This window comes from Roseobacter sp. (genome assembly GCF_045106495.1).
In the GTDB taxonomy this organism is placed as follows: Bacteria; Pseudomonadota; Alphaproteobacteria; order Rhodobacterales; family Rhodobacteraceae; genus Roseobacter.
Genome location: NZ_JBGCEQ010000010.1, coordinates 197,380 through 224,189, shown reverse-complemented (window position 1 = coordinate 224,189; position 26,810 = coordinate 197,380). Strand labels below are relative to the sequence as shown.

The following is a 26,810-nucleotide window of genomic DNA, read 5'->3' as shown; positions in this document are numbered from 1 at the left end:
TTGCACTTCGCTAGAATCGCCCTCAATTGAGGCCCGAGAAAATTCGGCCCATGGCGGTAAAAAGCAAAGAGCAGGCATCATGGAAGCAGAAACGCTGGCACTGGCGCATGAGATTGATTTCTCATTCTGGGGGCTGTTTGCCCGCGCGACACTGATTGTAAAACTGGTGATGATCATGCTGATCATCGCGTCATTCTGGTCTTGGTCGATCATCATAATGAAACTGATTGTGTACCGACGCACCCGTGCAGAAGCGGCGCAATTCGATGAAGCCTTTTGGTCCGGCAACCCTCTGGACGGGTTGTATGAGACCATTGGGCCTGCGCCCTCGGGCAGTTCGGAAAAGATCTTCGCCGCAGGTATGACCGAGTGGCGGCGGTCGCATCGAGACGATGGCGGGCTGATTGCCGGCGCGACTTCTCGGATCGACAGATCGATGGATGTCTCAATCAACAAGGAAGCGGACTATCTGCGCGGTGGTTTGACCGTTCTCGCCACGGTGGGGTCCTCTGCGCCCTTTATTGGCCTTTTCGGAACGGTTGTGGGCATCATGAATGCCTTTATCGAAATCGCGGAACAGCAAAACACCAATCTGGCCGTGGTCGCGCCTGGGATCGCCGAAGCTTTGTTGGCGACCGGTCTGGGCCTGTTGGCCGCGATCCCTGCGGTGATTTTCTACAACAAGCTCAGTGCTGATTGCGACAAGATCCTGTCGGGATACGAATCCTTTGCGGATGAGTTTGCCACTATTCTCAGCCGCCAGTTGGACGGTTGAGCCATGGGCGCAGGTGTTGTTCAAAAACCGGACGGAGGCGGCAACCGCCGCAGGCGTCGCGGTCGTGGCAAAGCGCAGCCCATGTCAGAAATCAACGTGACACCCTTTGTGGATGTGATGCTTGTTCTGCTGATTATCTTTATGGTTGCCGCGCCTTTGTTGACCGTGGGTGTGCCGGTTGAATTGCCCAAAACCGCGGCAGGTGCATTGCCTGCAGATCAGGAAGAGCCGCTGACAATCACCATCACTGCCGAGGGTGTTTTGCAAATTCAGACAACCGAAACCGAGCGTGATGAGTTGATCCCAAAACTGCGCGCCATTGCCGCGGAACGCACAAGTGATCAGGTTTTCTTGCGTGCAGATGGAGCGGTGCCTTATCTGCAGGTCATGGAAGTCATGGGTGCTTTGAACGCAGGCGGTTTTGCCAACATTGGTCTGGTGACAGACATCGGCGGGCCGACCCTCGATGGTGAGGATGCGTCGGCCAGCGGGACGGATCGGTAGGCCGGGGTGCATACCGGTCACTATATCTCGGGTGCAGGCCATATTGCCCTGATCGGCTGGCTAGTTTTTGGTGATGTGTTTGCCGCAGAGCCGTTGCCGTTCGAAACCACTTCCGTTTCGGTGGTGTCCAGTGCTGAATTCGCCGCCATGTCGACGGTGGGACAATCACCAGAATCCACAACCGAGGTTGCGCAACCGTTCAGCCCTGAACTTACAGCAGATGCGCCGGAGATTGCTGCGACGGACGATGCAACCACTGTGCAGACACCGCCGGAACAGGCAGAGGAACCTGAAGCGGAGGAGGCACCTGACGTATCGCAGTTGGCGCCGCCCCAAGCTGATGTGAGCGATCAGGCCCCTGTGCTCCCCGAACCTCCTGCAGATATCGAAGTCGCGGTGCCTCAAGTGAGCGACGCGCCAGTTCCGCAAGCCGTGGAGCGCGTGGCCCCTGAAGCCATAGCTCAACCCGTCCCGGAAGCGCTGCCGGATCCGATTCAACAGGACGCCGTGGCACCAGACGTTGCAGGTGAAACGCCGCAGGAGACGGCCGAGGCCACGGCGCCTGAGGCGGCAGCCACCCAAATCGTAACAGAGGCTGAAACGCCCAGCCGACGGATTACAACCTCGTTGCGACCCCCGGCACGCCCCCCTGCGCCTCGTGCAGAGGAAACACCGATCGAGACGGCCCAGTCAGAAGAGGTGGTCGAACCGGACGCGCCTGACGAGCAAACGCCCGTTGATGAAGCCAATGATGTGGATGACACCAGTGATGCAGTGGCATTGGCATTGGCAGAAGCTCTGGCAAGTGGGTCAAGCAAACCTGCGGCGCCGCGCGGCCCACCCCTGACGTCAGGCGAAAAGGAAAGCTTGCGTGTTGCCGTGTCGCGCTGTTGGAATGTGGGTTCCCTGTCTACCGATGCATTGACCACAACTGTGGTTGTGAGCCTGGCAATGACGCAGGACGGCAAACCGGTGAGCTCATCCATCCGCATGGCTTCCAGCTCTGGTGGGTCAGAACAGGCTGCGCGTCAGGCTTTTGAAGCGGCGCGCCGTGCGATCATCAGATGTGGCGCAAAGGGGTTCGATTTACCCGTGGAAAAGTATAGTCAGTGGCAGGATATTGAGATGACGTTCAATCCCGAAAGGATGCGTATCAAATGAGACTTCTGGGAATGATATTGGTCGCGGCTCTAGGTCTTGTCGCGTTTCCTGTGAGCTTTGCACAAGCCCAAAGCGACGGGCCTTTGCGTATTGAGATTACCGAAGGTGTGATCGAACCGTTGCCCTTTGCCCTACCTGTCTTTGAGGCTGAAACCGGTGAGGCGACCGGGCTGGCCGCGCAGATCAGCCAGATTGTATCGGATGACCTCATCGGCACGGGCCTCTTTCGTCAAATTCCGGGGCAGGCGTTTATCAGCAAAATCGACAGTTTTGCGGCACCCATCCAATATGCGGACTGGAAAGCGATCAATGCGCAGGCTTTGATCACGGGCGCAGTAGCCGTTCAGGGCGGGCAGCTGGCGGTCAAATTCCGCCTCTACGACGTATTTTCTGGCGCCGAAATGGGAAGCGGTTTGCAATTTACTGGTACCACTGATGGTTGGAGGCGCATGGCTCATAAAGTGGCCGATGCCGTTTACAGCCGAATTACTGGCGAAGGTGGATACTTTGACAGCCGCGTGGTTTATGTCTCTGAAACCGGCAGCAAAGATGCCCGCCAAAAGCGGTTGGCGATCATGGATTATGACGGGGCCAACGTGCAGTTTTTGACCGATAGCAGTGCCATCGTACTGGCTCCGCGTTTCTCGCCCAATGGTGACCGTGTGCTCTACACAAGCTATGCGACCGGGTTCCCGCGCATTTACGTTTTGGATGTGGGCTCCGTGCAGCAACGGGTACTTGAAAGCCAGGATGGTACGATGAGTTTCGCACCCCGATTTGCACCGAACGGGCAGACTATTGTCTTCTCTTTGAGCCAGGGCGGGAATACGGACATCTGGGCCATGAACATTGATGGCGGTGGCGCGAGCCGGCTCACTTCCGCACCTTCGATTGAAACCGCGCCCAGCTTTTCGCCAGATGGCAGCATGATCGTTTTCGAAAGCGACCGATCAGGGTCACAACAGCTTTACATTATGCCTGCTGGTGGTGGCGAGGCGCAGCGGATTTCTTTTGGTCCGGGGCGTTATGGTACGCCCGTATGGTCGCCACGTGGCGATTTAATCGCCTTCACCAAACAAAACGGCGGAAGGTTTCATATCGGCGTAATGCGTACTGATGGTGCGGAAGAACGTCTTTTAACGGCATCTTTTCTGGATGAAGGCCCCACTTGGGCTCCCAACGGCCGCGTGATCATGTTTACGCGTGAGACGCAAGGTGCAGGCGGTCGTTCCACACTGTATTCCGTTGATATCTCGGGGCGAAACCTGCGCCCCGTGCCCACACCGGATGGGGGGTCCGATCCTTCGTGGTCGCCGTTGCAGAAATGACGCCATGCGTGCCGTTTCCATGCGGTTTGAATTGTGGTAAAACACCAACAAAACAACGACGAAAATCTAGAATTCCAAAGGCAGAGAGCATGAACACAAAAGCAAAAATTCTTCTCCTTGTTGCAGGCTTGGCGCTTGCGGCTTGTACGGACCCAAGCCGTTTGGGCGGTGATGGGTCGGGCGGAGGTGTTGACGGCGCTGGAGGACCGATTGTCCCTGGTAGCGCAAACGATCCGACATCGGCGGCGTACTTTAATCAGGCCGTTGGAGACCGGGTGCTTTTCGCCGTCGATCAATCGACGCTGACTCAAGAGGGGCGCGTGGTTCTTGATGGTCAGGCGACCTGGTTGCTTACAAACACGGACTTCACCGCGATCATCGAGGGTCACGCAGACGAACAGGGCACGCGGGAGTACAACGTGGCGCTAGGTGCGCGACGCGCCAATGCGGCGCGCGAATACCTGATTTCAAGAGGTGTTGCCGGTACGCGTTTGCGTACTGTGAGCTATGGTAAAGAGCGTCCAATCGAGATTTGTTCAAACGAGGCCTGCTATGCCAAGAACCGCCGTGCGGTGACGGTCTTGGCCGGTGGCTTGACAGGGTAGCATCATGCGTTTTTTCGCACCTGCCATCGTTCTTGCCGCGCTCTTGCCTTTCGCGGCTTCAGCGCAGGATGATCAAACCCTGGCGGACATCCGTCAGGAGATGACCGTGCTTTATGTCGAAATCCAGAAGTTGCGGCGCGAGCTTTCGACGACAGGGGGACCGTCGGTAGATACATCTGGAGCGACTGTTTTGGACCGGATGAATGTGATCGAGGCTGAAATGCAGCGCTTGACGTCCAAGACGGAAGAGCTTGAATTCCGCATCAATCGCATCGTCGAAGATGGTACAAACCGTATCGGCGACTTGGAGTTTCGATTGGTCGAGCTTGAGGGTGGTGACATCGCCGCTCTGGGTCAGAACACGACTTTGGGTGGTGAGGCGGGTGAACCCACAGCAGCACCTGTGCCCGGTGCAGGCAGTGCCCCGGTAATCCCGGAAGGATCGACACAGTTGGCGGTCGGCGAAGAGGAAGACTTCAAAAAAGCGCAATCTGCCCTGTCAGAAGGCGATTTTCAGCGTGCGGCCGAACTGTTTTCGACCTTTAGCCAGACCTATCCCGGCGGCCCTCTTGCTGCAGGTGCAGATCTCGGGCGCGGCGAAGCGCTGGAAGGCCTCGGAGACACGCGTGAGGCGGCGCGCGCTTACCTCAGCAGTTTTAGCGTGGATCCTACGGGACCCGTTGCCCCGCAGTCCCTTTTTCGCCTGGGCCGATCGCTCGGAGGCTTGGGGCAAACGCAAGAGGCATGCATCACGTTGGGTGAGGTCGGCTTGCGTTTCCCATCCGATCCGGCGGCGCAACAGGCCCGCTCCGAGATGCAAACACTCGGTTGTGTATGATGTGGCGTCGCTAGACTTGGGCAGCATTTTGGCGGAACATCTGCTGCCGGGGCCGCCAGAAACTCTGGGCGTTGCCGTATCGGGCGGCAGCGACTCGGTGGCCCTACTTTTCATGCTTCACGAATTCTCGCAAATTCATGGTACACGCTTGCATGTGATCACGGTCGATCACGGTTTGCGTGCGGAGGCTGCAGAGGAAGCAGATTTTGTAGCGCATTTGTGCAAGGATCTCGATCTGTCTCACTGCATTGCACGATGGACTGATCGATCTTCACACGGCAACCTGCAAAACGAAGCACGGCTGGCCCGATATCGACTGATCTCGGACTGGGCGCTTGCGCAGGACATCCAGATGGTCGCCCTTGGGCATACGGCCGATGATCAGGCCGAAACGGTCTTGATGCGTTTGGCGCGCGGCGCGGGCGTCGAGGGACTGTCGGGGATGGCACCCCAACGCATGCAGAACGGTGTCACTTGGGTCCGGCCATTTTTGAATGTCCGGCGCAGAGATTTGCAGGAAAACCTAAGGCGACGTAACGTCACATGGTGTGAAGATCCCAGCAACGAAGACAACCGATTTGACCGGGTAAAAATCAGGCGGGCTCTGGAAGTCTTGGAGCCGCTGGGCATCAACACCACGGCGTTGGGGCAAGTTGCCTCCAACATGTCCTCTGCGCGCGAAGCACTGAGCTGGCAGACGGCGGCGGCGGCCAAGTCGGCGGCAACCGTCGAAAGTGGGGCCGTGCGTTTGGATTGGCAAAGTTACGAGAAATTACCGGATGAAATTGCCCGCCGCATACTTTTGGGCGCTCTTGGTTGGATCAGCGGTGCGGCATATGCGCCGCGTCGCAAAGCCGTTTTGGGGGCCATTTTTTCTTTAAAACAAGGCGTGAACGCGACTGTGGACGGCTGTCAGGTGGCGCGCACTAGAAATGCGGTTTGGGTCTTTCGAGAGTACAAGCCGGTAGAGGCGCACACCTGTGGGCTGAACGGTCTTTGGGATCGCCGCTGGCGAATGCACACCCGTTCAAAAGGGACCGCGACACATATCGGCGCGCTCGGCGCGGAAGGATTGCTGCAGGTGCCTGACTGGCGCAAAGTTGGCCTGCCGCGCGACGTGTTGTTGAGCATGCCGGCTGTGTGGAACGGTGCAGATCTCGTCGCTGCACCCCATGCTGGACATGAAAATGGATGGTGCGCGCGGTTGGAAGTAGGTAAAGAAGCTTTCTTTTCCGGGCTTTTATCGCATTGAACTCACCGGTACAGTGTCTATCTTAATCGGGTGGTGGTACCGTGACGGTGCGCACCACGCGCATTTTTGGGAGAATTTCGTTGGGCAATGCACGCAATATCGCCTTTTGGGTCGTTCTGTTCCTGTTGATCCTGGCACTGTTTAACCTGTTCAGTGGCCCAGGCAGCACGCTGCAAAGTCGCGAAATCAGCTATTCAGAATTTGTAAATGCCGTCGAGTCCGGTTCCGTGAGCAACGTGACGCTGGATGGCGAACAAGTACGTTTCCGTCAGGATGATGGTGTTGACTATGTCGCGATCAAACCGGAAGACGCCGAAATAACTGGGCTTTTGATCGACAACAACATTGCTGTCAGGGCGGAACAACAACAGCAATCCGGGTTTCAAACCTTTTTGATGTCTCTGTTGCCCTTCCTGCTGCTGATCGGCGTGTGGGTATATTTCATGAACCGTATGCAAGGGGGCGGCAAGGGCGGCGCCATGGGGTTTGGCAAATCCAAGGCCAAGATGCTGACCGAAAAGCATGGGCGCGTGACATTTGATGACGTCGCAGGAATCGATGAGGCCAAAGAGGAGCTCGAGGAGATTGTCGAATTTCTGCGTAATCCTCAGAAATTCAGCCGATTGGGCGGCAAAATTCCCAAAGGCGCCTTGCTTGAGGGCCCTCCCGGAACGGGTAAAACACTTTTGGCCCGCGCCATTGCTGGCGAAGCCGGTGTACCATTCTTCACGATCTCGGGGTCGGATTTTGTTGAAATGTTCGTTGGTGTGGGTGCATCGCGTGTGCGCGACATGTTCGAGCAGGCCAAGAAAAACGCGCCATGTATTGTTTTCATCGATGAAATTGATGCAGTTGGCCGTCATCGGGGAGCCGGATATGGCGGCGGCAACGACGAACGCGAGCAGACCCTAAACCAACTCTTGGTAGAGATGGATGGTTTCGAGGCCAATGAGGGCGTTATCATTATTGCGGCAACCAACCGCAAAGACGTGTTGGACCCTGCCTTGTTGCGCCCCGGTCGCTTTGACCGACAGGTCACCGTGGGCAACCCGGACATCAAGGGACGCGAGAAGATCCTGGGTGTTCACGCCCGCAAGACACCTCTGGGTCCTGATGTTGACCTGCGGATCATTGCGCGCGGCACGCCCGGCTTTTCTGGCGCTGATCTGGCCAACCTTGTGAATGAGGCCGCACTTGGCGCTGCGCGTGTCGGTCGCAGGTTTGTCACTATGATCGATTTCGAACAAGCCAAAGACAAGATCATGATGGGTGCAGAACGCCGCTCCATGGTGATGACGCCGGAACAAAAGGAAATGACCGCCTATCATGAAGCGGGCCATGCCTTGGTGGGAATGACGCTGCCAAAATGCGACCCAGTGTACAAGGCGACGATCATTCCGCGCGGCGGCGCCTTGGGAATGGTGATGAGCCTGCCGGAAATGGACCGTTTGAACATGTTCAAGGACGAATGCCATCAGCGTTTGGCTATGACAATGGCTGGCAAGGCGGCGGAGATCCACAAGTATGGTCCGGATTCTGTATCCAACGGACCTGCGGGAGACATCATGCAGGCTTCCGCGCTGGCCCGTGCGATGGTCTTGCAGTGGGGTATGTCCGACAAAGTCGGCAACATTGACTATTCCGAGGCGGCCCAGGGCTATCAAGGCGCCACAGCAGGATTTTCAGTGTCGGCCAATACCAAGGAAACCGTCGAGGAGGAAGTGCGTCGCTTCATTCAGGATGGCTACGACAGGGCACTCAAGATTATTGTCGAGCGCGAGACAGAGTTTGAACGTCTGGCACAGGGTTTGTTGGAGTACGAAACACTGACCGGTGACGAGATCAAACGGGTGATGGACGGTGAACCTCCCGTTCCGCCTGAGGATGAAGGAGACAAACCCGACAGCGGGTCGGCACCGAGCGTAACGGGCATCCCGAAGGCCAAGGCAAAGAGCAAAAAGACGCCACCCGCGGGCGGTGGTCTGGAGCCCGAACCTTCGGCATGATCACACCGGCAAGCTGGTGACATCACAAAAAGTCATGAGGCCCTGCTCCTGCAGGGCCTTTTCATTTTGTCGGAGCTTTGATCAGATTGGGACGTCGCCAGAACAGGAGTTCAAAAAATGCCCGCGCTTATGCCAACATCTTTTTGCGGTACCGTCACATGGTTGGGCCGTGTCATTGACAGTGACGCAACTTTGCGGGCCGAGACGCTTTCAGCGGCAGAGTTGAAGTTCACAGGCATCGATGGCGAATGCCATGGCGGTCTGACCCGTCCGGCCTGCGTGCGGACCAAAGCGCAATACCCGAAAGGCACCGAAATACGTAATGTGAGGCAACTCTCAGTTCTTTCGGTCGAAGAGCTGGCGCAGATCGCCGGCGAGATGGGTTTGAGCGAAATGGATCCGGCGTGGATAGGTGCGTCGTTGGTGATTGAGGGCATCCCTGATTTCAGCCACGTGCCACCTTCGTCGCGTCTGCAGTTTCAAAGCGGCGCCAGCATTGCCATCGACATGGAAAACCGACCCTGCATTTATCCCGGTCGTGAAATTGAAAAAGACCGCCCCGGTTTTGGACCGGCGTTCAAACCTGCAGCAAAGAACCGGCGCGGCGTAACGGCCTGGGTTGAACGGGAAGGGCCGGTGGCACAGGGGGATACAGTAACCTTGCACATTCCTGATCAGCCGATTTGGAAGCATTTTGAAGATGCGCGTACGTAACATTCGTTTCCGAAAAGAAACGATTAGACTGTTCTCCGCCGCAACATCATGCGGAAATGTCGGAATTGCTCTTCTGCCAACTTCAGCACGCTCGTATGCAGGACGCAGCAACATTGCCTTATACGGCACTTCATTGGGGACTGATTCATGGCTTACAAGACCGACATCGAAATTGCGCGAGAAGCGAGCAAGCAACCAATTCAAGAGATCGGTGCGAAACTGGGTATTTCCAGCGATGACCTGCTGCCCTACGGCCATGACAAGGCGAAGGTCAGCCAGAAGTTCATCAACTCTGTTCAAGGAAAAGAAGACGGCAAGCTGATCCTCGTAACAGCAATCAACCCGACGCCTGCCGGCGAAGGAAAAACAACAACGACTGTCGGCTTGGGTGATGGTCTCAACCGTATTGGCAAGAAAGCCGCCGTTTGTATACGCGAAGCCTCGCTTGGCCCGAACTTTGGCATGAAGGGCGGTGCCGCTGGCGGTGGCTATGCGCAGATCGTACCGATGGAAGAAATGAACCTGCATTTCACCGGCGATTTCCACGCCATCACTTCGGCACACTCGCTGCTTTCCGCGATGATCGACAACCACATCTACTGGGGGAATGCACTCGAGATCGATACACGCCGCGTGGTCTGGCGCCGCGTGGTCGACATGAACGACCGGGCGCTGCGTCAGATCACCGCGTCGCTGGGCGGCGTGGCCAATGGTTTCCCGCGCGAGGCAGGCTTCGACATCACAGTGGCCTCCGAGGTCATGGCGATCCTGTGCCTGTCGAAAGATCTGAACGACCTGCAAAAACGCCTGGGCGATATGATCGTGGCCTACCGCCGCGACAAAACCCCCGTCGATGCGCGCGATATCAAAGCAGATGGTGCGATGACTGTTCTGCTGAAAGATGCGATGCAACCGAACCTGGTGCAGACGCTGGAAAACAACCCGGCCTTTGTGCACGGTGGACCGTTTGCGAATATCGCGCATGGTTGCAATTCGGTGATTGCCACAACCACGGCGCTGAAACTGGCGGATTACGTGGTGACAGAGGCGGGCTTTGGCGCGGATCTTGGTGCAGAGAAATTCCTCAACATCAAATGCCGCAAAGCTGGCTTAACACCGTCCTGTGTTGTTGTTGTTGCCACGGTGCGGGCGATGAAAATGAATGGGGGCGTGGCGAAGGCCGACCTTGGTGCGGAAAACGTGGAAGCGGTGAAAAGCGGCTGTGCCAACCTCGGTCGTCATATCGAGAACGTAAAGTCCTTTGGCGTACCGGTTGTGGTTGCGATCAACCATTTTGTCACGGATACCGATGCCGAAGTACAGGCGGTCAAGGATTACGTGGCAAGCCAGGGATCCGAAGCGATTTTGTCGCGTCACTGGGAATTGGGCTCTGAAGGGTCTGCGGATCTGGCAACCAAGGTCGTTGAAACCATCGAAAAGGGAGAGGGCAATTTTGCGCCGATCTATCCTGATGAGATGAGCCTTGCCGATAAGATCAACACGATCGCCACCAAAATCTATCGTGCGGATGCCGCCGTGATGGATCAGAAAATCCTCAACCAGCTCAAGGATTGGGAAGATCAGGGGTATGGTAATCTGCCGGTCTGTATGGCCAAAACGCAGTATAGCTTTACCACCGACCCCAACGAGCGCGGCGCGCCAACAGGGTTTGATATCCCGGTACGTGAAGTGCGTCTGAGTGCGGGTGCCGGATTTGTGGTGGCGATCTGCGGTGAGATCATGACCATGCCCGGCCTACCGCGTGTTCCTTCAGCTGAAAACATCAAGCTGAACGCAGACGGAGATGTCGAAGGTCTCTTTTGATCAAAAGCCGTGACGATCAAGAGCGGGGGGCTTATATTGGGTTGCCCCCCGACCATGTACCCCGCAAGCTGAGCGTCATGACATTTAGGGAGACCATGATGACCAGATCAATTGCCGTATTGTTTGCGCTACTAATTGCCGGGGCTGTTGCTGCTCAAGAGCGATACGTAGGATATTACTACCCGGAGATTACCTCGGAAGAGGATTTTGATCGGGTGGTGCGCGCCAGTCAGGGCGCTGGCAAGGCAGTACGCATAGATTTCATAAACGTACTGACCACCGCCCAGCTGGATGCGCCCGAAAGTCCGCGGTTTGTGTTTTTCGGGAAAGGCGAGGGCGCCAATACATTGATACTGGTTGCATTGGACGACGAGGTATTCTCCACCCTGTACCGCGCGCGTGCGATCATGGCCCAGTTGACGGTTTCAGTCCGACAGGGCGGATTCTTTCGGCAAGAAGAGCTCGAATATGTCGCGACCTTTTACGATTTGCTGCAGTTGATGCAGTTTGACGAACTGGTGATCAGCGACGGTCACTCATGGTCCCACAAGGTGACCTTCAAACGACAATAGGAAGAAAATAGATGCCAGCCACGATCATCAACGGAAAAGCCTTTGCAGCAACAGTGCGCGGGCAAGTTGCAGAACATGTTACCCAACTCAAAGCCGACCATGGAATCACGCCCGGGCTGGCTGTGGTCTTGGTTGGCGAGGATCCGGCGAGCCAGGTCTATGTGCGCTCCAAAGGCAAGCAGACCATCGAGGTGGGCATGAAGTCGGTGGAGCACAAGCTGGATGCGGATACCTCCGAAGACGATTTGTTGGCGGTGATTGATCAGCTTAATACGGATCCTAAGATCCACGGCATTCTCGTGCAACTGCCGCTACCTAAGCACCTGGACGAAGATCTGGTGATCAACTCCATCGCGCCTGCAAAAGACGTGGATGGGTTTCATATTTCCAATGTGGGTCTTCTCGGAACGGGTCAGAAATCCATGGTACCTTGCACGCCGTTGGGCTGCCTGATGATGCTGCGCGATCATCACGGTAGCCTCTCGGGAATGGATGCGGTTGTGATCGGGCGTTCAAATATTGTCGGCAAACCGATGGCGCAGCTGTTGCTGGGCGATAGCTGTACCGTGACCATCGCGCACAGCCGCACAAAGGATTTGCCCGATGTGGTACGCCGCGCAGATATCGTCGTGGCGGCGGTCGGGCGACCCGAAATGGTGCCCGGCGACTGGATCAAACCGGGCGCGACGGTAATTGATGTGGGCATCAACCGATTGGACGCGCCGGAGAAAGGTGAGGGCAAAACGCGCCTCGTCGGCGATGTAGATTACGACAGCTGTGCTGCGGTCGCGGGAGCCATCACGCCGGTGCCGGGTGGCGTGGGTCCCATGACCATCGCCTGTTTGCTGGCCAATACCGTCACGGCCTGTTGCCGCGCCAATGGCTTGCCGGAACCGACGGGCCTGACAGCATAACACTCAAACCGGAACAGGCACCATTGTGCCAAGCAGGACCGCAACCAGGGTCTCTTCTCCGGCAGCAATGGCATGTACCTCAGCCGTTACCACGATCAGCCGCTTGCCGGGTTTGACCACCCGGCCGGTGGCACGCAGAAAATCGCCCTTAGCGGGGGCCAGAAGGTTGATCTTGATCTCTGCGGTCACGACTTCGCTGTCCAGCGGCAAGGTTGTCAAAGCTGCATAGCCCGCCGCGCTGTCACCAATCGAAAACGTCAACCCGGCATGGCCAAACCCTTGCTGCTGCAATGCACCAGGCAAAATCGGGGCGGTGATCACGGCTTGGGCCAGGTCGATGCTGTATAGCTTGGCACCCAGCGTACACATCATGCTTTGCGCAGCAAAACTCTCTTCGATCCGTGTTCGGTTGGCATTGTCCATGTGAAACCCCTATCGCGGCATGGGTACGCAAGTGGGCATGGGACCGGTCAGAATGGCAAGCGCTTTTGGCCCCATCAGTTGGTTTAAAACGTCGCTGTCGCTGCGCAGACCACCGGTATAGGTCCCATAGGCGGGCAGTATCAAACGTTGGTCATCGCACAAAAAAGCAGGTCGCGAGATCCGCCGTCTGCGAGTCTGGATCTCGGCTTTGGGATGATAATGCCCCGACACTTCCCCGGCGGGGTTGTCACTTGCAATATGACGGAACGACAGCGGGCCAACGGCCAGTTCACGCAGGTGCTCACCCCCAAATTCAATAGGACCGGGATCGTGATTGCCTTCAATCCAGATCCACCGGCGGCCTGCTTGCAATTGCGTGATCCACAAGCGTTCCTCTTCGGGAAGCGTGGCTGCGGCTTGCAGATCGTCAAAGCTGTCTCCAAGACAGACCACTGTGCGGGCCTTTGAGAGTTCCAGATCTGCCGCAAGACGTGCCAGAGTGTCGCGGGTTTCATAGGGTGGAAGGGACTGCCCCGTACGGCGCGCGACCCTTTCGGATTTTCCAAGATGCAGATCGGAGACGCAGAGCAGTTTTTCCTCAGGCCACCACAATGCGCCCGAGCCGAAAGCCTGGAGCGCCGCAGACGCGAAGGTGAAACCATACAAGTTCATGATTTGTTCATCGCGCATCTTTTGGAAGGTTGCAAGCGGTTCAAAGACACATTTGCGACTAGGTCGCAGTGCCGTGGCTTGCAGTGATGTTATCAAGACCTGCGGTTTCCATCAGCCTTGCGGCTTCTTCGGCCAACAATCTCTCCTCCGCGGCACCTTTGACCGGTACACGACCCATTTCCAGGAAAAGCGGTGCTGCCAGCGGTGTGACTCGTTCCAGCTTCAAATGGTCGATACGGCCCGAAATACGCTGCACCATTTCTTCGATTCGTCCAAAATCGATAAGCCCCCGGAGAGCTTCCTCTCGGGTGATGTCCAGCAAGAGATGATCGCGATCGTACTTGTGTAACGTGTCATATAGGATGTCCGAACTGAAGGTTGCTTGTCGTCCGGATTTGCGCGCAGAAGGCGTGTTTCGTTGAATGAGCCCGGCAATTGTGGCGCTGGCACGAAAGGTACGTTTCATGACCGCGTTTCCGGCAAGCCATGTGTCCAGCCCGACATGCAACGCATTCAGATCAAACAGCGGGGCAGGGTCCGAAAGCGCATCCAACCCCCAAATCAGTGTTGCGTAATCCGTGGCCACAAATCCCATAGGGTTCAGCCCCATCTCTTCCATCCGCTTGGTCAACAAAAGGCCCAGAGTCTGCTGCGCGTTCCGACCGGCAAAGCCATAAATGACCGTTTGTTCGCGTCCATCATGGGGAAAGCTCTCGATCAGCAGACGTCCGGGCTTTGGCAATTCGCTGATGCGGCGCTGCAAAGCCAGCCAATCGGCGGTATGGGCGGGCAATTCCGGCCAATCTGATTGTTGAAACATGCCCACAATTCGCGCACTTAGCTGGGTCGAAGTTGCAAACTTGGTTCCCATGAAGGTGGCCACTTTTGGTTTTTTGGCAGCATTTCGACTGACCTCAACGGTCATGTCCCGCAGACCTTCGTATCGCACGATCTGGCCACCAATTAGGAACGTGTCGCCGGGTGTGAGCGAAGCTGCGAAGCCCTCTTCAACTTCACCCAATGGTTTGCCGCCGCGACTGCGTTTCAGGCGCACTTTCAGAGTGTCGGTATCCTGTATTGTCCCGATGTTCATGCGGATCTTTTGTGCCGCTCTTGGATCGCGCAGCTGCCAGAGGCCGTCGGCACGCTGTTGCAGGCGCTGCCATTGATCGTAAGCGCGCAAGGCATATCCGCCGGTGGCGCAAAATTCCAGACAGGCTTCAAATTGCGCATGGCTCAATCCGGCGTAAGCACCAACTGTCAGGACTTCCTTGTAGAGCGCGTCAGCCTCAAAAGGACCCGCAGCCGCAGTGATCAGAATATGCTGGCAGAGTACGTCGCGCGGCCCGGACCCACGTGGATTGCCATCCAGCTCGCCAGCGCGAACAGCCTCGAGCGCGGCCACACATTCCACGACTTCAAAGCGATTTGCGGGTACCAGCAAGGCTTTTGAAGGTGCGTTGTAACGGTGATTGGCCCGACCGATCCGTTGTACCAGTCGCTTCACATTCTTTGGTGCGCCGATCTGGATCACCAGATCTACGTCCCCCCAGTCGATGCCCAGATCGAGGCTGCCCGTACAGACTATGGCGCGTAACTCGCCGCGTACCATGGCTCCCTCAACTCTTTCGCGCTGTTGACGGTCCAATGATCCGTGATGGATGCCTATTGGGAGTCCATCCTCATTGGCCAGCCACAAATTGTGAAAGAAGATCTCTGCTTGCGCGCGTGTGTTGTGAAAGATCAGCGTTGTTTTGTGTTTCCGGACCGCTTCCAGCACGTCAGGAATAGCATAGGCCGCATTTCCGCCTGACCACGGCGGCGCCTGAGGTGTTGTCAGCATCGAAATGTCAGGCGCAGGTCCGGGGTCCGCAAGGAGAATGTCGCAAGGGTCCGGATGACGTGCGAGGAAATGCGCAATGGCTTGCGGGTTTTCAACCGTTGCAGAAAGCCCGACCCGACGCAGGTCCGGGCAAAGACGTTGCAACCGGCCTAACGCGAGCATCAGCTGATCGCCGCGTTTGGATTCTGCAAGCGCGTGGATTTCGTCGACCACAACCCGCTTGAGGCCTTTGAATATGTGCGGTGCATCCTCGTAGGACGTCAGCAAGGCAAGGCTCTCCGGCGTGGTGAGCAAAATATGCGGTGGATCGGTGCGTTGCCGTTTCTTGCGACTGGCGGGTGTGTCCCCAGTTCGGTCCTCGACGCGGATATCGAGCGCCAACTCTGTGACCGGTGTCGTCAGATTTCGTTTGATATCAGCAGCCAATGCCTTGAGCGGGGAAATGTAGAGCGTATGTAAACCTTTGTGCCTATTCTCCGAAAGATCAACGAGAGTGGGCAGAAATCCGGCCAGTGTTTTACCACCACCCGTGGGTGCAATCAGCAAGATTGCGGAAACGCTGGCGCGGTCCAGCATTTGCTGCTGATGCGGGTGGATGTGCCAGCCTTTTCGGGCAAACCAATTGACGAACAAGTTTGGAAGGACAGTCATGCGAGCACTCTAACGTTGCAATCGGCAGGAGGCAGCCCGGAAAAACCCCTGTTTAGAAACCGCGCATGGAACGTGCTTATTGCGACGAAGTGACAGCGCGGGTTTGATGGTGTGTGCCGGGATAGGTGTGCAAAGAAGATCGAGCTTGCGATGCCCCGTTCAATCAAAGACCTGAGCGGGTCTTGCGCAAGACAAATGCCCTATTTTTGCGGTTGAAAGTCTTTGGTGGCCAATAGCGCAGCAGCCGCAATCATCAGCGCTCCGCAGAGCTTGTTTACCACACCGAAGGAGGATCGTTTGAGCGCTCGCGCGGACCGGATACCGAGCCATCCCCATAGCAAAAGTATTGTGCCATCGATGACAATGTACGTCAGCCCTAGAACAATGAGTTGTGGCCAGACCGTCTGCAACGGATCAATGAATTGCGGAAACAGCGCACCGAAGAAAACAACCGCAAATGGATTTGCCATGGATGTTACGAAACCCTGTCGAAAAAGGCGCAAAGATGATTTTGTTTCGCTCGCCTGAATTCCGTCTGGTTTGTAGGTGGCAAAGATCAATTGGAAACCGATCCAGATCAGATAGGCGACCCCCAACCATTTGATCCAAACAAATGCACTGGCAGATGTCGCAATGACGGCTGCCAGACCAAAGGCCGCAGCCATCATTTGCAAGCAGTTTGCGGTCAGATCGCCCAAAATTGTAAACAGACTTTTGCGTAACCCGTGCTGAATACTGTTTGATATGATCAGCAGTTGGCTGGTATCTGGCGGGGTTGCAAAGAACACGGCGACGGCGGCCAAATAGACCAAATAGGTTTCCATGGGCATGGCATAGGGCTCCTTTTGTGACGCTGTTGCGGTAGCCTACAAAATCGTTTGGCGTACGGTCGCACCGGGGATCAAGCGAAAGCCGATGTCTTTACACGCGATGACCGGCTCGCCGGACAAACGCGCCAGCATCATTTCCGCAGCGGTCTGACCAAGCTTTAGATGGGACACGTGCACCGACGTCAACCTACGTTTCAATACCGAAGCAATAGCAAGATCGCCCCAACCCGCAATGCCAATGTCACGCGGCACATCTAACCCAATTTGTTCGCAGAACTGAAGCCCGCCAAAAGCCATGGAATCATTTTGGTAAAAGATACATTCCAATCCACTTTCTGCGGCCAACAATTGCTCCGTGCCATAAAAGCCGGGGTAAAAGCTGGCTGTGTCATGCAGACAAAGTTGTTTTGTAACCTGGCCACCGCCGTCATTTATTGCTTTGGTAAAGCCATCCAACCGGGAGGTTGCTGCATTTGCCGTGTCATGGGAAGTGCCAACAAAGCCAACGGATTTATACCCACGTCCAATTAGAAAACGACCGACGTCAAAGCCGCAATCGAAATGATTGATGCCAACGCTCATGTCCAGCGGACTCGAATTCAGGTCCCAGATTTCCACAACTGGGATGCCCGCATTTCGCAACATGTCATGGGAACGGGGTGAATGGGATCGTCCGGTGAGGATCAGTCCAGCGGGTTGCCAAGACAGAACCGTACGGATCCAGTTTTCCTCTTCCTGGGCCGCGTGTTGGGTCAATCCCAAAACGGTTTGATGTCCGAAGGAACCCAGTTTCCGATCGATGCCTTCCAGCACCTGAGCAAATACTTCATTGCCCAGATCAGGAATGGATACGCCGATGAAAGTAGAATTCTGGTCGCCGGCAAAAACACTTGCCAATCGATTCGGCAGGTAACCAAGCTGGTCGACTTTCGCCATGACCTTCGCTTCGGTTTTTTTCGAATATCCGCCATCACCGCGCAGAACGCGACTAGCGGTCATTTTGGAGACACCAGCAGCTTTTGCAACCTCAGATAGGTTTATCTTGCTGTTTTTATTGTTTTTTTCATCCATCTCATATGAGCTTACGTTACCGGTAACTTTAGGCTTGACAGTTTCTACTATTGGGGGCGACCATGGCATAACGTTACGGGTAACTCAACTCTATTTGGATTTACTCTAACGTCGGTGCCGAAAGGTGCTTTGGGGGGAGGATCATGACGGAAAGCCTTCACAAGGGTCTTTTCTTTGATGGGATCGACAAAGCTTTTGGCGGGACTTACGCGCTGAAAGATGTGTCCTTGTCTGTCGGACGCAGCGAGATTGTTGCGCTTTTGGGCGAGAACGGCGCGGGCAAATCGACCCTGATCAAAGTATTGGGTGGAATTCACCAGCCGGACTCGGGACGCGTTTTGATTGATGGTGAACCGTATTTGCACCGTCCAGCCGGATTTGGAGAACGCCAAAAAGTTGCATTCATTCACCAGGATTTAGGCTTGATAGAATGGATGACGGTCGCTGAGAATATTGCTCTGGCTTTGGGTTACTCTCAAAAAGGCGGGTTCATTCGGTGGCATGATGTCGAAGCATTTGCTGTCAAGGCGTTGCAGCTGGTCGAGTGCGACTTTGATCCGTCAAGCCGGATTGAAGACCTGACGCGCACGGAGAAGTCACTTGTGGCCATCGCTCGCGCTCTGGCCGTGGACAGCGAATTTTTGGTGTTGGATGAACCAACCGCCTCTTTGCCTGCAGATGAGGTCGAGCGGCTTTTCAAAGCTTTGCGGCCATTGCGGGAACGGGGTGTCGGGATGATCTACGTCAGTCACCGATTGGATGAAATATTTCGCATTGCTGACCGGGTTGCGATTTTACGAGACGGAAAGATGGTGGGCGTTCGCCGCATTGAACACACAACGCCCGAAGAATTGGTGCAGAAAATCGTGGGCAGAAAAACACGCTCCACAATAAAATCCCAAGGCGCGCCGGGCGATAGCATATTAAACCTGCGAGACATGACAGTCGGTGCAATTGGGCCTTTGTCGATCACGCTCCGACGCGATGAGATTGTGGGGCTTGTCGGTCTCAGAGGAGCGGGGCACGAGGTGATTTCGCGCGCCCTTTTTGGTTTGGCGGCATTTTCCGGTGATATCCTTCTCGATGGCGAACAACCAGATTTAACCTCGTCGCAAGGTGCTTTACGTTCGGGTATTGGGCTCGTTGCGCGAGACCGTACGGAAGAGTCAGTGGCCATGAACCTGACTATCCGGGAAAACACATTCCTTAATCCTGCCGCGATCGGACGTGGGTTGCTGAACTTGATGTCGTCTCGCAAAGAGGCAAAAGATGCGGCGCAGATTGGCTCTGATCTGGGGCTGTCACCCAATGATCCTGACCTGGCAATTGAAGCGCTTTCTGGTGGAAACCAGCAAAAAGTCGTGATCGGACGCTGGTTGGCGACGAAACGCAAACTGTTGATTTGCGAGGACCCAACAGCAGGCGTGGATGTCGGCGCGAAGTCGGAAATTTACGCCTTGCTTAACCGGGCCCTCGCCCACGGCGTTGGCATCTTGATCGTGTCTACAGATTTCGAAGAGATCGCCACGATATGTCACCGCGCGATCGTTTTCAGCCAAGGCAGACTGGTCAAAGAACTCACCGGGACGCAGTTGTCGACGGAAAACCTTATTCAATCGGCGTCTGCCGGCAACATAGCTTCGGCAAAGGAGCAACCAGATGCAATCCCTTGAATCCAGCGCCTTGGAACCCACGCGAGCAGAACTGAAAACTCTGAGCCGGACAAAACGACTGGCGCGATTGTTGCCGGTTTACGGCCTCGTGATCCTGACTGTTTTTCTGATCCTGCTGTTTTCGATCCTGCTGCCCAACACCTTCCCAACCTTACTCAATCTGCGGGCAATTATTTCGGACAAAGCAATCATTGCACTCCTATCTCTTGGCGCAATGATACCGATGGCAGCGGGCCGGATCGATCTGACCGTCGGGTACGGCATTGTGCTTTGGCATATCTTGGCAATAAGCTTGCAGACAATGCTCGGCCTGCCTTGGCCGTTGGCGGTTGTTGTCGTCTTGTTATTGGGCGCTTTTGCAGGGTTCCTTAACGGTCTTTTGGTCGAAGTCGCCAAGATCGACAGTTTCATTGCGACACTGGGAACGGGCACAGTTCTTTACGCGCTGGCGCTTTGGCATACCGGGGGCCGCCAAATGGTTGGCGTGCTTCCCGATGGGTTTTATGCGCTCAACACGACATTCGTATTTGGGTTGCCGATAACAGGCTACTATTTGGTCGCGATTACTTTCTTGATGTGGATTGTGCTCGAATATACGCCTGTGGGTCGTTACCTATATGCCATTGGGGCCAACCAGCGCGCGGCGCAACTCAATGGCATTCCAACCCGTAAATACGTGATAGGCGCATTTGTCGCTTCGGGCGCGATGACGGCACTTGCTGGCGTTTTGCTGGCAGCAAAATTACGTATTGGCCAAGCCTCGGTCGGCCTGGAATTTCTATTGCCTGCACTGGTGGGTGCATTTCTGGGCTCGACAACCATTAAACCGGGTCGGGTGAATGTATGGGGAACGATTGTCGGCGTGGCAATTCTGGCCGTTGGCATTTCCGGCATCCAGCAATTTGGCGGCTCTTTTTGGGTCGAACCGTTGTTCAACGGTGTAACTTTGCTGATTGCCATCGGCATCGCTGGCTATGCACAACGCCGCAAAGGTGCAAGCAAACGGTGACAAGAATTCAAAACTGGGAGGAAAAAATGAAAAAACGAACATTAATTGGTGCGCTGATCGCGAGTACGGTGATGGCGGGGCTATGTTTGCCCGCTTCTGCAGAAACCAAATTCGATGGACCAACATCTGGTCCGAAAGCAGCAGAGGACAAAATGATTGTTGTTCTAGCTGGTGATCTGAAAAATGGCGGAATCCTCGGTGTCACAAATGGAGTTGAGGAAGCCGCTGCAAAAATTGGCTGGGAGGTCAGAGTTCTAGATGGGTCCGGTTCTGTACAGGGTAGGACAGGGGCCATTGGTCAGGCGCTTGCTTTGCAGCCTGACGGCATCGTGATAAATGGGTTTGATGCGGTTGAACAACAAGCTGCATTGGAGGGGGTCGCTGATGCGAACATCCCAATGGTGGCTTGGCATTCCGGCCCCAAAATTGGGTGCGATGCACCGGGCGGCATTTTCGCTAATGTTTCTACGGATGCAATGTCAGTTTCCGAAGTCGCGGCGCAATGGGCGATGGAAGATGGCGGAGAAAACGTGGGAGTGGTTATTTTCACAGATTCGACCTATCAAATTGCAATCGACAAGGCGGACCGCATCAAAGAGACCATCGAAGTGATGGGTGGTACGGTGCTTGAATATGTCGACACACCTATTGCAGATACATCGAGCCGTATGGGACCTTTAACCACGAGTCTGCTCCAAAAACATGGTGCAAGTTGGACGCACGCGCTGGCGATCAACGACCTCTATTTTGATTTTATGGGACCTGCTCTCGCGGCGGCGGGGATTTCAGGTGACGCTTCTCCGAAAGCAGGATCTGCCGGTGATGGTTCAGAAGCCGCATTTCAACGCATTCGGAGCGCACAATATCAGGCGATTACCGTTGCAGAGCCACTTAATTTGCAAGGTTGGCAATTGGTGGATGAATTGAACAGAGCAATTCAGCAAGAGCCATGTTCGGGGTATGTAACTTCGCCTGCACTTGTTACACAGAATGGACTTGCCAATATGGGAGATAGCAACACTTTTGACCCTGACACACCATACCGCGAGGCATATTCTGAAATTTGGGGTAGATGAGTTTTCGCCGTCGGGCGTAACGTCGACAGCCGTTCCTTTTTCGAGCCAACGTCAACAGAAAGTGAGCCCTAGCAGTTGGCCGGTTTGACGACTTTGATCCCAGAGTTAGTCGAAATGGTGTTGACCTTGTCCATGATTTTGTAGGTGACAGCGATGCTTGGCATGCAACTGCTTTTTGTCACTGAAGTAACTCAATTGCAGATCAGCAAAGTTAGTGTCTCTGTCACCGACGAGGACGTTTAGGCTTTTAGCCCTGGATAATCGTCGTTTCTCAAAACTCGTCCCATCCATCAAACTGCTCAGCTCCGACTGCCTTTTGGATAGTGGGTTGGGCTTTCTTTTCCACTTCTGTTCTTTGTTCAACTGGCGAGGGCGCGCTATATGTGTCTTTGCCGACGTTGAATCTGCTTGTAGCACTTCTTAGATCTTGCGCTTCTTTGGCCAGAACATGACTGGATGCGGTGACTTCTTCAAAAGCGGCAGCTTGTTTTTGTGTGTTGCTGTCGATTTGCGATACAGCGGAAGTGATTTCGTTAATGCCCGCTGATTGCTCGGAAATGGCTGTTGTTACGATATCTACGTTCTCAGATATATTCACAACGGTCTGGGCAATAGCTTCTAGTGAGTCTTTGGCGCTGGCAACGTTTGTGACCCCTTCAGCCACGGCAAGATCGCTTTGCGTGATAACGTCCGCAATCTCTTTTGCCGCGTCACTTGCTCTTTGGGCCAGTTGGCGAACCTCTGAGGCAACAACAGAAAACCCTCTTCCTGCTTCGCCGGCGCGGGCGGCTTCAACACCAGCGTTAAGAGCCAGCAAGTTGATTTGGAAAGATATGTCGTTGATTACGCCGATTACACGGGCGATTTCCTTTGAGCCATCTGCTATTTTGTCCATCGAGGACGCCGCCTTCGCAGCTATCGTTTCACTCGTCGAAGCAGTTTTCCGAGCCTCCTGAGCACTTTGGCTGACGCCTGAAATGTTAGTGTTGACCTGTTTTACACTAGCAGACAGTTGTTCCAAGGCCGCGGAAGTTTCCTCCACTGAAGCAGCATTTTGCTCGGCTTGGCGCGATAGCACATCAGCCGTTTCTTGTAGCTCGCTTGATGACCCAGACAGAGTCGACCCACTTTCAGAAATGCCGCCAATCAGTGAGGCTAGAGAGTCGATCATATCATTGGTATTGTTTTGTAAATCCAGAAACGCGCCTTGAAAGTCACCCTCCATTCGTTGAGAGAGATCTCCTTTTGCGACCTGAGCCAAAAGAGCACCAGTTTTGGAAAGCCCATCATCTACGGCTTCCATGAGCATGTTTATGTTATTGGACAGCTCAATTAGCGTTTCATCATCAAAATTGGAGTCTACACGACTGGAAAACTTGCCGGCGATAGCATCGTTGACAACTTCGCCAAACGCCAAGCCGAGGTTACGCATCATCTTGTCACGTTCTTCTGCCGCTACCTTGTCTGCTTCCTCTTTTTCACGGGCCAATTGAAGCTCGCGCTCCGCCGCCTTTTCGCGTTCCGCATTCATTTCAGCCATCTTTTCGTTTGCGGCCTGTTGCTCTTCATTCATTTTTTCGATTCGTAAGGAATTTTGTCTGAAGACTTCTGCGGCACGTGCCAATTCGCCAACTTCGTCACCGCGTTCTGTTCCAGGCACATCGGTCGCCAATTCACCGTTTGCTACTTGGTTGACAGAGTTGGTCAGTCTTTGAACCGGCTGCGTAATGCTACGCGAGAAGAATATTGAAATGGCAAGTACACCAACAAAAATGGCTGCTGATATGAGGGCGTCCTCTAGTAGCGCCTTGCGCAAACCCATGAAAACTTCGTCCACGTTTTGCTGCACAATCGCAACCCAGCGCGTGCCATTGAATTCAAGTGGCACGTAGAACCCCATGACGTCCGATCCGGTATGACCGATCGTTTGAAAATTTCCGGACTGGCCATTCAACCCGTTAGCGACAGCTTCGTTGTCAACAACGGTGTTCAGAATGTCATTAGCTTCAGAAAGAGGGGAGTCCGTGCGCATCAGCAAGTCGGCGCCGACCAAATAACCGTCAGCGGTTTCGCCCAAGCCTTGCAGAGCACTTGCTGCCTGGTTGAGTTGTCCAATCGGCATTTGATACGCAAGCACGCCTAAAAGTGTGCCTTGTTCGTTGAAGACAGGGCGTGATGTGAAGGCGGCAGGTGCCATAGCACTTGGCGCATAGGGAGCAAAATCGACAAATTCGGATGGATCTTCCGGCCCCAATTCCATCCCAAGCCGAAAGGCTTCAGCCAGTCCCGATGTGCTCCATTCACCTGAAAGCATATTCGTGGCGAAATCGTTCTCTTTAAATACGCTGTAGACGAGGTTCCCTTCGGTGTCGAAAAGAAACACGTCATAGTATTGCATTTCGTTTTGCAATTCATCGAAAATTGGATGGTAGATCGCGTGTATAAAACCGTAGCTGGAACCCGTATCAGCTTTGACGAGTAAGTCCTTTTCGCCAAGCGGATGTTCATTTTCTGTAACGTAGACCCGACGCAGGGTTTCCTCTGGGTTTTCCACCGATGCATAGCCGTCAGCCAATGCGATTAACGCTTGACTTGTTGAAGGCGCATTTGCACGCAGTCTGATATCGCGATCGATATTGTTCATCAAGGAGTCGATGCGGCTTGCCTTGAGCATCGCAATGCTTTCGAGTTTTTCTTGTGCGTCTAACGTCAGCAATTTCCTGGTGGACGATGCATTGGCGACGGTAAGTACCACGATCGCCAAGGCCACCAAAAGAGTCATGATAACCGGAAGTTTGACGCCAATTCGCATGTTGCTAAAAAACTTTTGCATCGTGGTGTTCCCTATACTTGGTAACGTTGCGGTGTCGATCGGGACGGATCAAAATCCATTTTGCGCTCTGTATTCTGCGCAGTTTCGCTTTTGGAGTAGCAGCGACCCGTTACGAAATTCTGAAAATTGGTATCTTGGTCGGCGAGATCGTCCTAACCCTGACATGCACGCAAGCCCACACCGGCTATTAAGATCGGGTAATCAAAAACTTACCTGAAGCGACAACGAAAGTTGAGTTGTGAAGGCTTTTCACTCGATTTTGAGCAATCCTCGGTTTCGCAGACCTGATGACTTGTTTTGCCACCGTATCCTGCGCGTTGTCTGTGGCAGAATCCTAAATAGATTCTATAGTTTGACTGAGTGTTTGACCGATGCCCGGTCTGTGTGAATATTGACGTTAACGCGACACCACCGGGGCGAAGATGCCAAAGAACATTCTAATCTTTTCAGACGGCACTGGGCAGGTGGGCGGGCTGCGGCCGGATCAGCTTCTGTCCAACATTTACAAAATGTACCGTGCGATGCGCCCTGGCCCATCGTCGCCGATTAGTCCGTTTGATCAGGTCTGCTTTTATGATCCAGGTTTGGGGACAGGCGAAACGGCGCGGTTTAGCATGAAGCGGTTTCGCAATGTCATTTCGTCAGCCGTGGGCACCGGGATCGATGAGAATGTGATTGATTGCTATGAAAAGATCATTTCTTACTACGAACCCGGTGATAAAATCTTGCTGTTTGGTTTCTCGCGTGGTGCCTACACCGTGCGCGCCGTGGCCAATGTCATGAATCTATGTGGCATTCCGACCCAAATGGAGGACGGTTCACCGGTCCCACGCCACGGGGCAGGTCTGCGGAAAATCGCCAGTGACGCCGTCAATTTTGTCTATAATCACGGAAATGGCTATCCACGCGGGCAAGAACCGTATTTCAGCCGACGTGAGGAATTGGGCCGCAGATTTCGTGTGAAATACAGTAGCTTTGAGCCGGATAACCCAGAGAGCGTGCAAGGAAACGTGCAACCGCATTTTATTGGTGTTTTTGATACTGTTGCAGCCCTCGGAAACGGAATGATTTTGCTTGCAACACTGGCTGTTATCGCGGTGCTGGCCATTACGTTGATTGTCATGATTGCGGCTGCAACACATTGGATGATCGTTGGCCTGATTGCGGCTTTGCTCGGAGTTATTCTCGTACAATACGCGCAGCTGCGCTGGTCTCAGTTCAAGTATTTCTCACCGGACGAAGACAACCCGCTCAAGATTGGAAACATCAGCGATTGGCCATCGATCTGGAAACACGGACATCACGCGGTTTGGAACCGGAAAAACTACGATAAGTGGCTGGATTCAGATGTGCAATTTGCCCGACACGCGCTTGCGATAGATGAACAACGCAGTGAGTTTCCACGGGTGAAATGGGGCATGGCCACGGAAGCTGAAAAAACAGCTGGTCGCAAACCGCAGTGGCTCAAGCAAGTTTGGTTTCCGGGGTGTCATAGTGACGTGGGAGGCAGTTACCCTGAACCTGAATCGAGACTAAGTGACATCGCACTGCACTGGATGATTGAAGAGCTGAGAGACTGCGTGCCGGACATCATAATAAATGATGAGATGTTGCGGGTGACGCCCGACCCGCTGGGTATGCAGCACGAAGAAACCTATGCTTTCAAGTTTGGCCGGTTCGGGAAAAAATGGCCGGTCGAACCTCGCATCGTGGACATTGGCTTTCCATTGCATCCTTCGGTAGAGACGCGTCTGAAAGCCGATCGGGTGTCACACTTGGGTGAAATGAAACCCTACCGACCGGTGCAATTGCGTATGCATCCGAAAGCCAAGCGTTTCTATGAAGAGTGACCAGTGTGTTTGAGCCATACGAACGCGCAAGCGGGTCCAACAAGGGCTTTTGATGCCGGCTCGCTTTTCGTAAGCGCGCCTGCACGTTAGTTCGGCTTTGCCGGAACCGCACACATGCTCGGAGGCTCTTTACTGTTTGTTCCCGGAACAAGGGCGCTCCTATCAGTGCTGTTCTTTTCGGCTCGTTCACTGGTTTTCCCGACAATTTCCCGGGTTGTGATCCCAAGATGCGGATAGATCACTTTTTGAAGACAACTTCTTTGGCACATCTCAATATCTTGGTGAATGGCAACTGAATCAGAATGTTAGGTCGCTATTTCCCTCCGCATCGTGGTCTTGTCTGTCCGGCTGTATGGCATGGCCGTGAACGTGAGCCTTGACACAAA

The 26,810-nt window shown here is 54.5% G+C and carries 22 protein-coding genes; 16 read left to right on the top strand and 6 right to left on the bottom strand.

Going from position 1 to position 26,810, the window contains the following annotated elements; genetic code table 11:
- The first annotated feature begins 79 nt into the window (after positions 1-79).
- The 12 genes from tolQ to folD all read left to right on the top strand — a co-directional run bounded on the left by tolQ (position 80) and on the right by folD (position 12,493).
- Complete coding sequence (tolQ, locus tag AB8B75_RS08075; RefSeq protein ID WP_405361283.1) at positions 80-775, top strand: protein TolQ; 696 nt, start codon at positions 80-82, stop codon at positions 773-775.
- 3 nt (positions 776-778) lie between these two features.
- Complete coding sequence (gene tolR / locus AB8B75_RS08070) at positions 779-1,279, top strand: protein TolR (RefSeq protein ID WP_405361281.1); 501 nt, start codon at positions 779-781, stop codon at positions 1,277-1,279.
- A 6-nt stretch (positions 1,280-1,285) separates the two neighbouring features.
- A complete protein-coding gene (locus AB8B75_RS08065; RefSeq protein ID WP_405361280.1) occupies positions 1,286-2,440 on the top strand; it encodes an energy transducer TonB in 1,155 nt (384 codons plus the stop codon).
- On the top strand, positions 2,437-3,768 hold the full coding sequence (gene tolB / locus AB8B75_RS08060) for a Tol-Pal system beta propeller repeat protein TolB (RefSeq protein ID WP_405361278.1): 1,332 nt from the start codon (positions 2,437-2,439) through the stop codon (positions 3,766-3,768). Before AB8B75_RS08065 ends, tolB begins: the two co-directional genes overlap by 4 nt.
- An 89-nt stretch (positions 3,769-3,857) precedes the next feature.
- Complete coding sequence (pal, locus tag AB8B75_RS08055; protein WP_405361276.1) at positions 3,858-4,373, top strand: peptidoglycan-associated lipoprotein Pal; 516 nt, start codon at positions 3,858-3,860, stop codon at positions 4,371-4,373.
- Positions 4,374-4,377: 4 nt separating this feature from the next.
- Positions 4,378-5,211, top strand: coding sequence for a tol-pal system protein YbgF (gene ybgF, locus AB8B75_RS08050; protein WP_405361275.1), 834 nt, complete (start codon positions 4,378-4,380; stop codon positions 5,209-5,211).
- 1 nt (position 5,212) lies between these two features.
- Positions 5,213-6,463: a tRNA lysidine(34) synthetase TilS gene (tilS, locus tag AB8B75_RS08045; RefSeq protein WP_405361274.1), complete on the top strand. Its 1,251-nt coding sequence runs from the start codon at positions 5,213-5,215 to the stop codon at positions 6,461-6,463.
- Positions 6,464-6,543: 80 nt separating this feature from the next.
- A complete protein-coding gene (gene ftsH / locus AB8B75_RS08040) occupies positions 6,544-8,469 on the top strand; it encodes an ATP-dependent zinc metalloprotease FtsH (protein ID WP_405361399.1) in 1,926 nt (641 codons plus the stop codon).
- 117 nt (positions 8,470-8,586) lie between these two features.
- Positions 8,587-9,183, top strand: a complete 597-nt coding sequence (locus AB8B75_RS08035; RefSeq protein ID WP_405361273.1) for an MOSC domain-containing protein — start codon at positions 8,587-8,589, stop codon at positions 9,181-9,183.
- Between the two features lie 147 nt (positions 9,184-9,330).
- Positions 9,331-11,007 carry a formate--tetrahydrofolate ligase gene (locus AB8B75_RS08030; RefSeq protein ID WP_405361271.1) on the top strand — a complete coding sequence of 559 codons (1,677 nt, stop codon included), beginning with the start codon at positions 9,331-9,333 and terminating at the stop codon, positions 11,005-11,007.
- Between the two features lie 98 nt (positions 11,008-11,105).
- On the top strand, positions 11,106-11,579 hold the full coding sequence (locus AB8B75_RS08025; protein ID WP_405361270.1) for a hypothetical protein: 474 nt from the start codon (positions 11,106-11,108) through the stop codon (positions 11,577-11,579).
- An 11-nt stretch (positions 11,580-11,590) separates the two neighbouring features.
- Complete coding sequence (gene folD / locus AB8B75_RS08020) at positions 11,591-12,493, top strand: bifunctional methylenetetrahydrofolate dehydrogenase/methenyltetrahydrofolate cyclohydrolase FolD (protein WP_405361268.1); 903 nt, start codon at positions 11,591-11,593, stop codon at positions 12,491-12,493.
- Positions 12,494-12,496: 3 nt separating this feature from the next.
- Here the strand turns inward: folD and AB8B75_RS08015 are convergent, their stop codons facing one another.
- The 5 genes from AB8B75_RS08015 to AB8B75_RS07995 form a co-directional block, all read right to left on the bottom strand.
- The gene (locus tag AB8B75_RS08015; RefSeq protein WP_405361267.1) at positions 12,497-12,916 is read right to left on the bottom strand and encodes a PaaI family thioesterase; all 420 of its coding nucleotides are present in this window, start codon (positions 12,914-12,916) and stop codon (positions 12,497-12,499) included.
- A 9-nt stretch (positions 12,917-12,925) separates the two neighbouring features.
- Complete coding sequence (gene pdeM, locus AB8B75_RS08010) at positions 12,926-13,588, bottom strand: ligase-associated DNA damage response endonuclease PdeM (protein WP_405361265.1); 663 nt, start codon at positions 13,586-13,588, stop codon at positions 12,926-12,928.
- Positions 13,589-13,646: 58 nt separating this feature from the next.
- A complete protein-coding gene (locus AB8B75_RS08005; protein ID WP_405361264.1) occupies positions 13,647-16,082 on the bottom strand; it encodes a ligase-associated DNA damage response DEXH box helicase in 2,436 nt (811 codons plus the stop codon).
- A 200-nt stretch (positions 16,083-16,282) separates the two neighbouring features.
- Positions 16,283-16,912: a LysE family translocator gene (locus AB8B75_RS08000; RefSeq protein ID WP_405361262.1), complete on the bottom strand. Its 630-nt coding sequence runs from the start codon at positions 16,910-16,912 to the stop codon at positions 16,283-16,285.
- Positions 16,913-16,948: 36 nt separating this feature from the next.
- Positions 16,949-17,983 carry a LacI family DNA-binding transcriptional regulator gene (locus tag AB8B75_RS07995; RefSeq protein ID WP_405361260.1) on the bottom strand — a complete coding sequence of 345 codons (1,035 nt, stop codon included), beginning with the start codon at positions 17,981-17,983 and terminating at the stop codon, positions 16,949-16,951.
- 143 nt (positions 17,984-18,126) lie between these two features.
- Here AB8B75_RS07995 and AB8B75_RS07990 point away from each other — a divergent pair, with 143 nt between their 5' ends.
- The 3 genes from AB8B75_RS07990 to AB8B75_RS07980 are packed head-to-tail and all read left to right on the top strand — an operon-like array spanning position 18,127 to position 21,741.
- The gene (locus tag AB8B75_RS07990) at positions 18,127-19,656 is read left to right on the top strand and encodes a sugar ABC transporter ATP-binding protein (RefSeq protein WP_405361258.1); all 1,530 of its coding nucleotides are present in this window, start codon (positions 18,127-18,129) and stop codon (positions 19,654-19,656) included.
- A complete protein-coding gene (locus tag AB8B75_RS07985; RefSeq protein ID WP_405361256.1) occupies positions 19,643-20,665 on the top strand; it encodes an ABC transporter permease in 1,023 nt (340 codons plus the stop codon). The genes AB8B75_RS07990 and AB8B75_RS07985 overlap by 14 nt, the downstream gene beginning before the upstream one ends.
- 26 nt (positions 20,666-20,691) lie before the next feature.
- On the top strand, positions 20,692-21,741 hold the full coding sequence (locus AB8B75_RS07980) for a substrate-binding domain-containing protein (RefSeq protein ID WP_405361255.1): 1,050 nt from the start codon (positions 20,692-20,694) through the stop codon (positions 21,739-21,741).
- 271 nt (positions 21,742-22,012) lie between these two features.
- Here AB8B75_RS07980 and AB8B75_RS07975 read toward each other — a convergent pair whose 3' ends face one another.
- Positions 22,013-24,574, bottom strand: a complete 2,562-nt coding sequence (locus tag AB8B75_RS07975; protein WP_405361254.1) for a methyl-accepting chemotaxis protein — start codon at positions 24,572-24,574, stop codon at positions 22,013-22,015.
- 422 nt (positions 24,575-24,996) lie between these two features.
- On the opposite strand from AB8B75_RS07975, the gene AB8B75_RS07970 reads away from it, so the two are divergent.
- On the top strand, positions 24,997-26,424 hold the full coding sequence (locus tag AB8B75_RS07970) for a phospholipase effector Tle1 domain-containing protein (protein ID WP_405361253.1): 1,428 nt from the start codon (positions 24,997-24,999) through the stop codon (positions 26,422-26,424).
- Positions 26,425-26,810 lie beyond the last annotated feature (386 nt).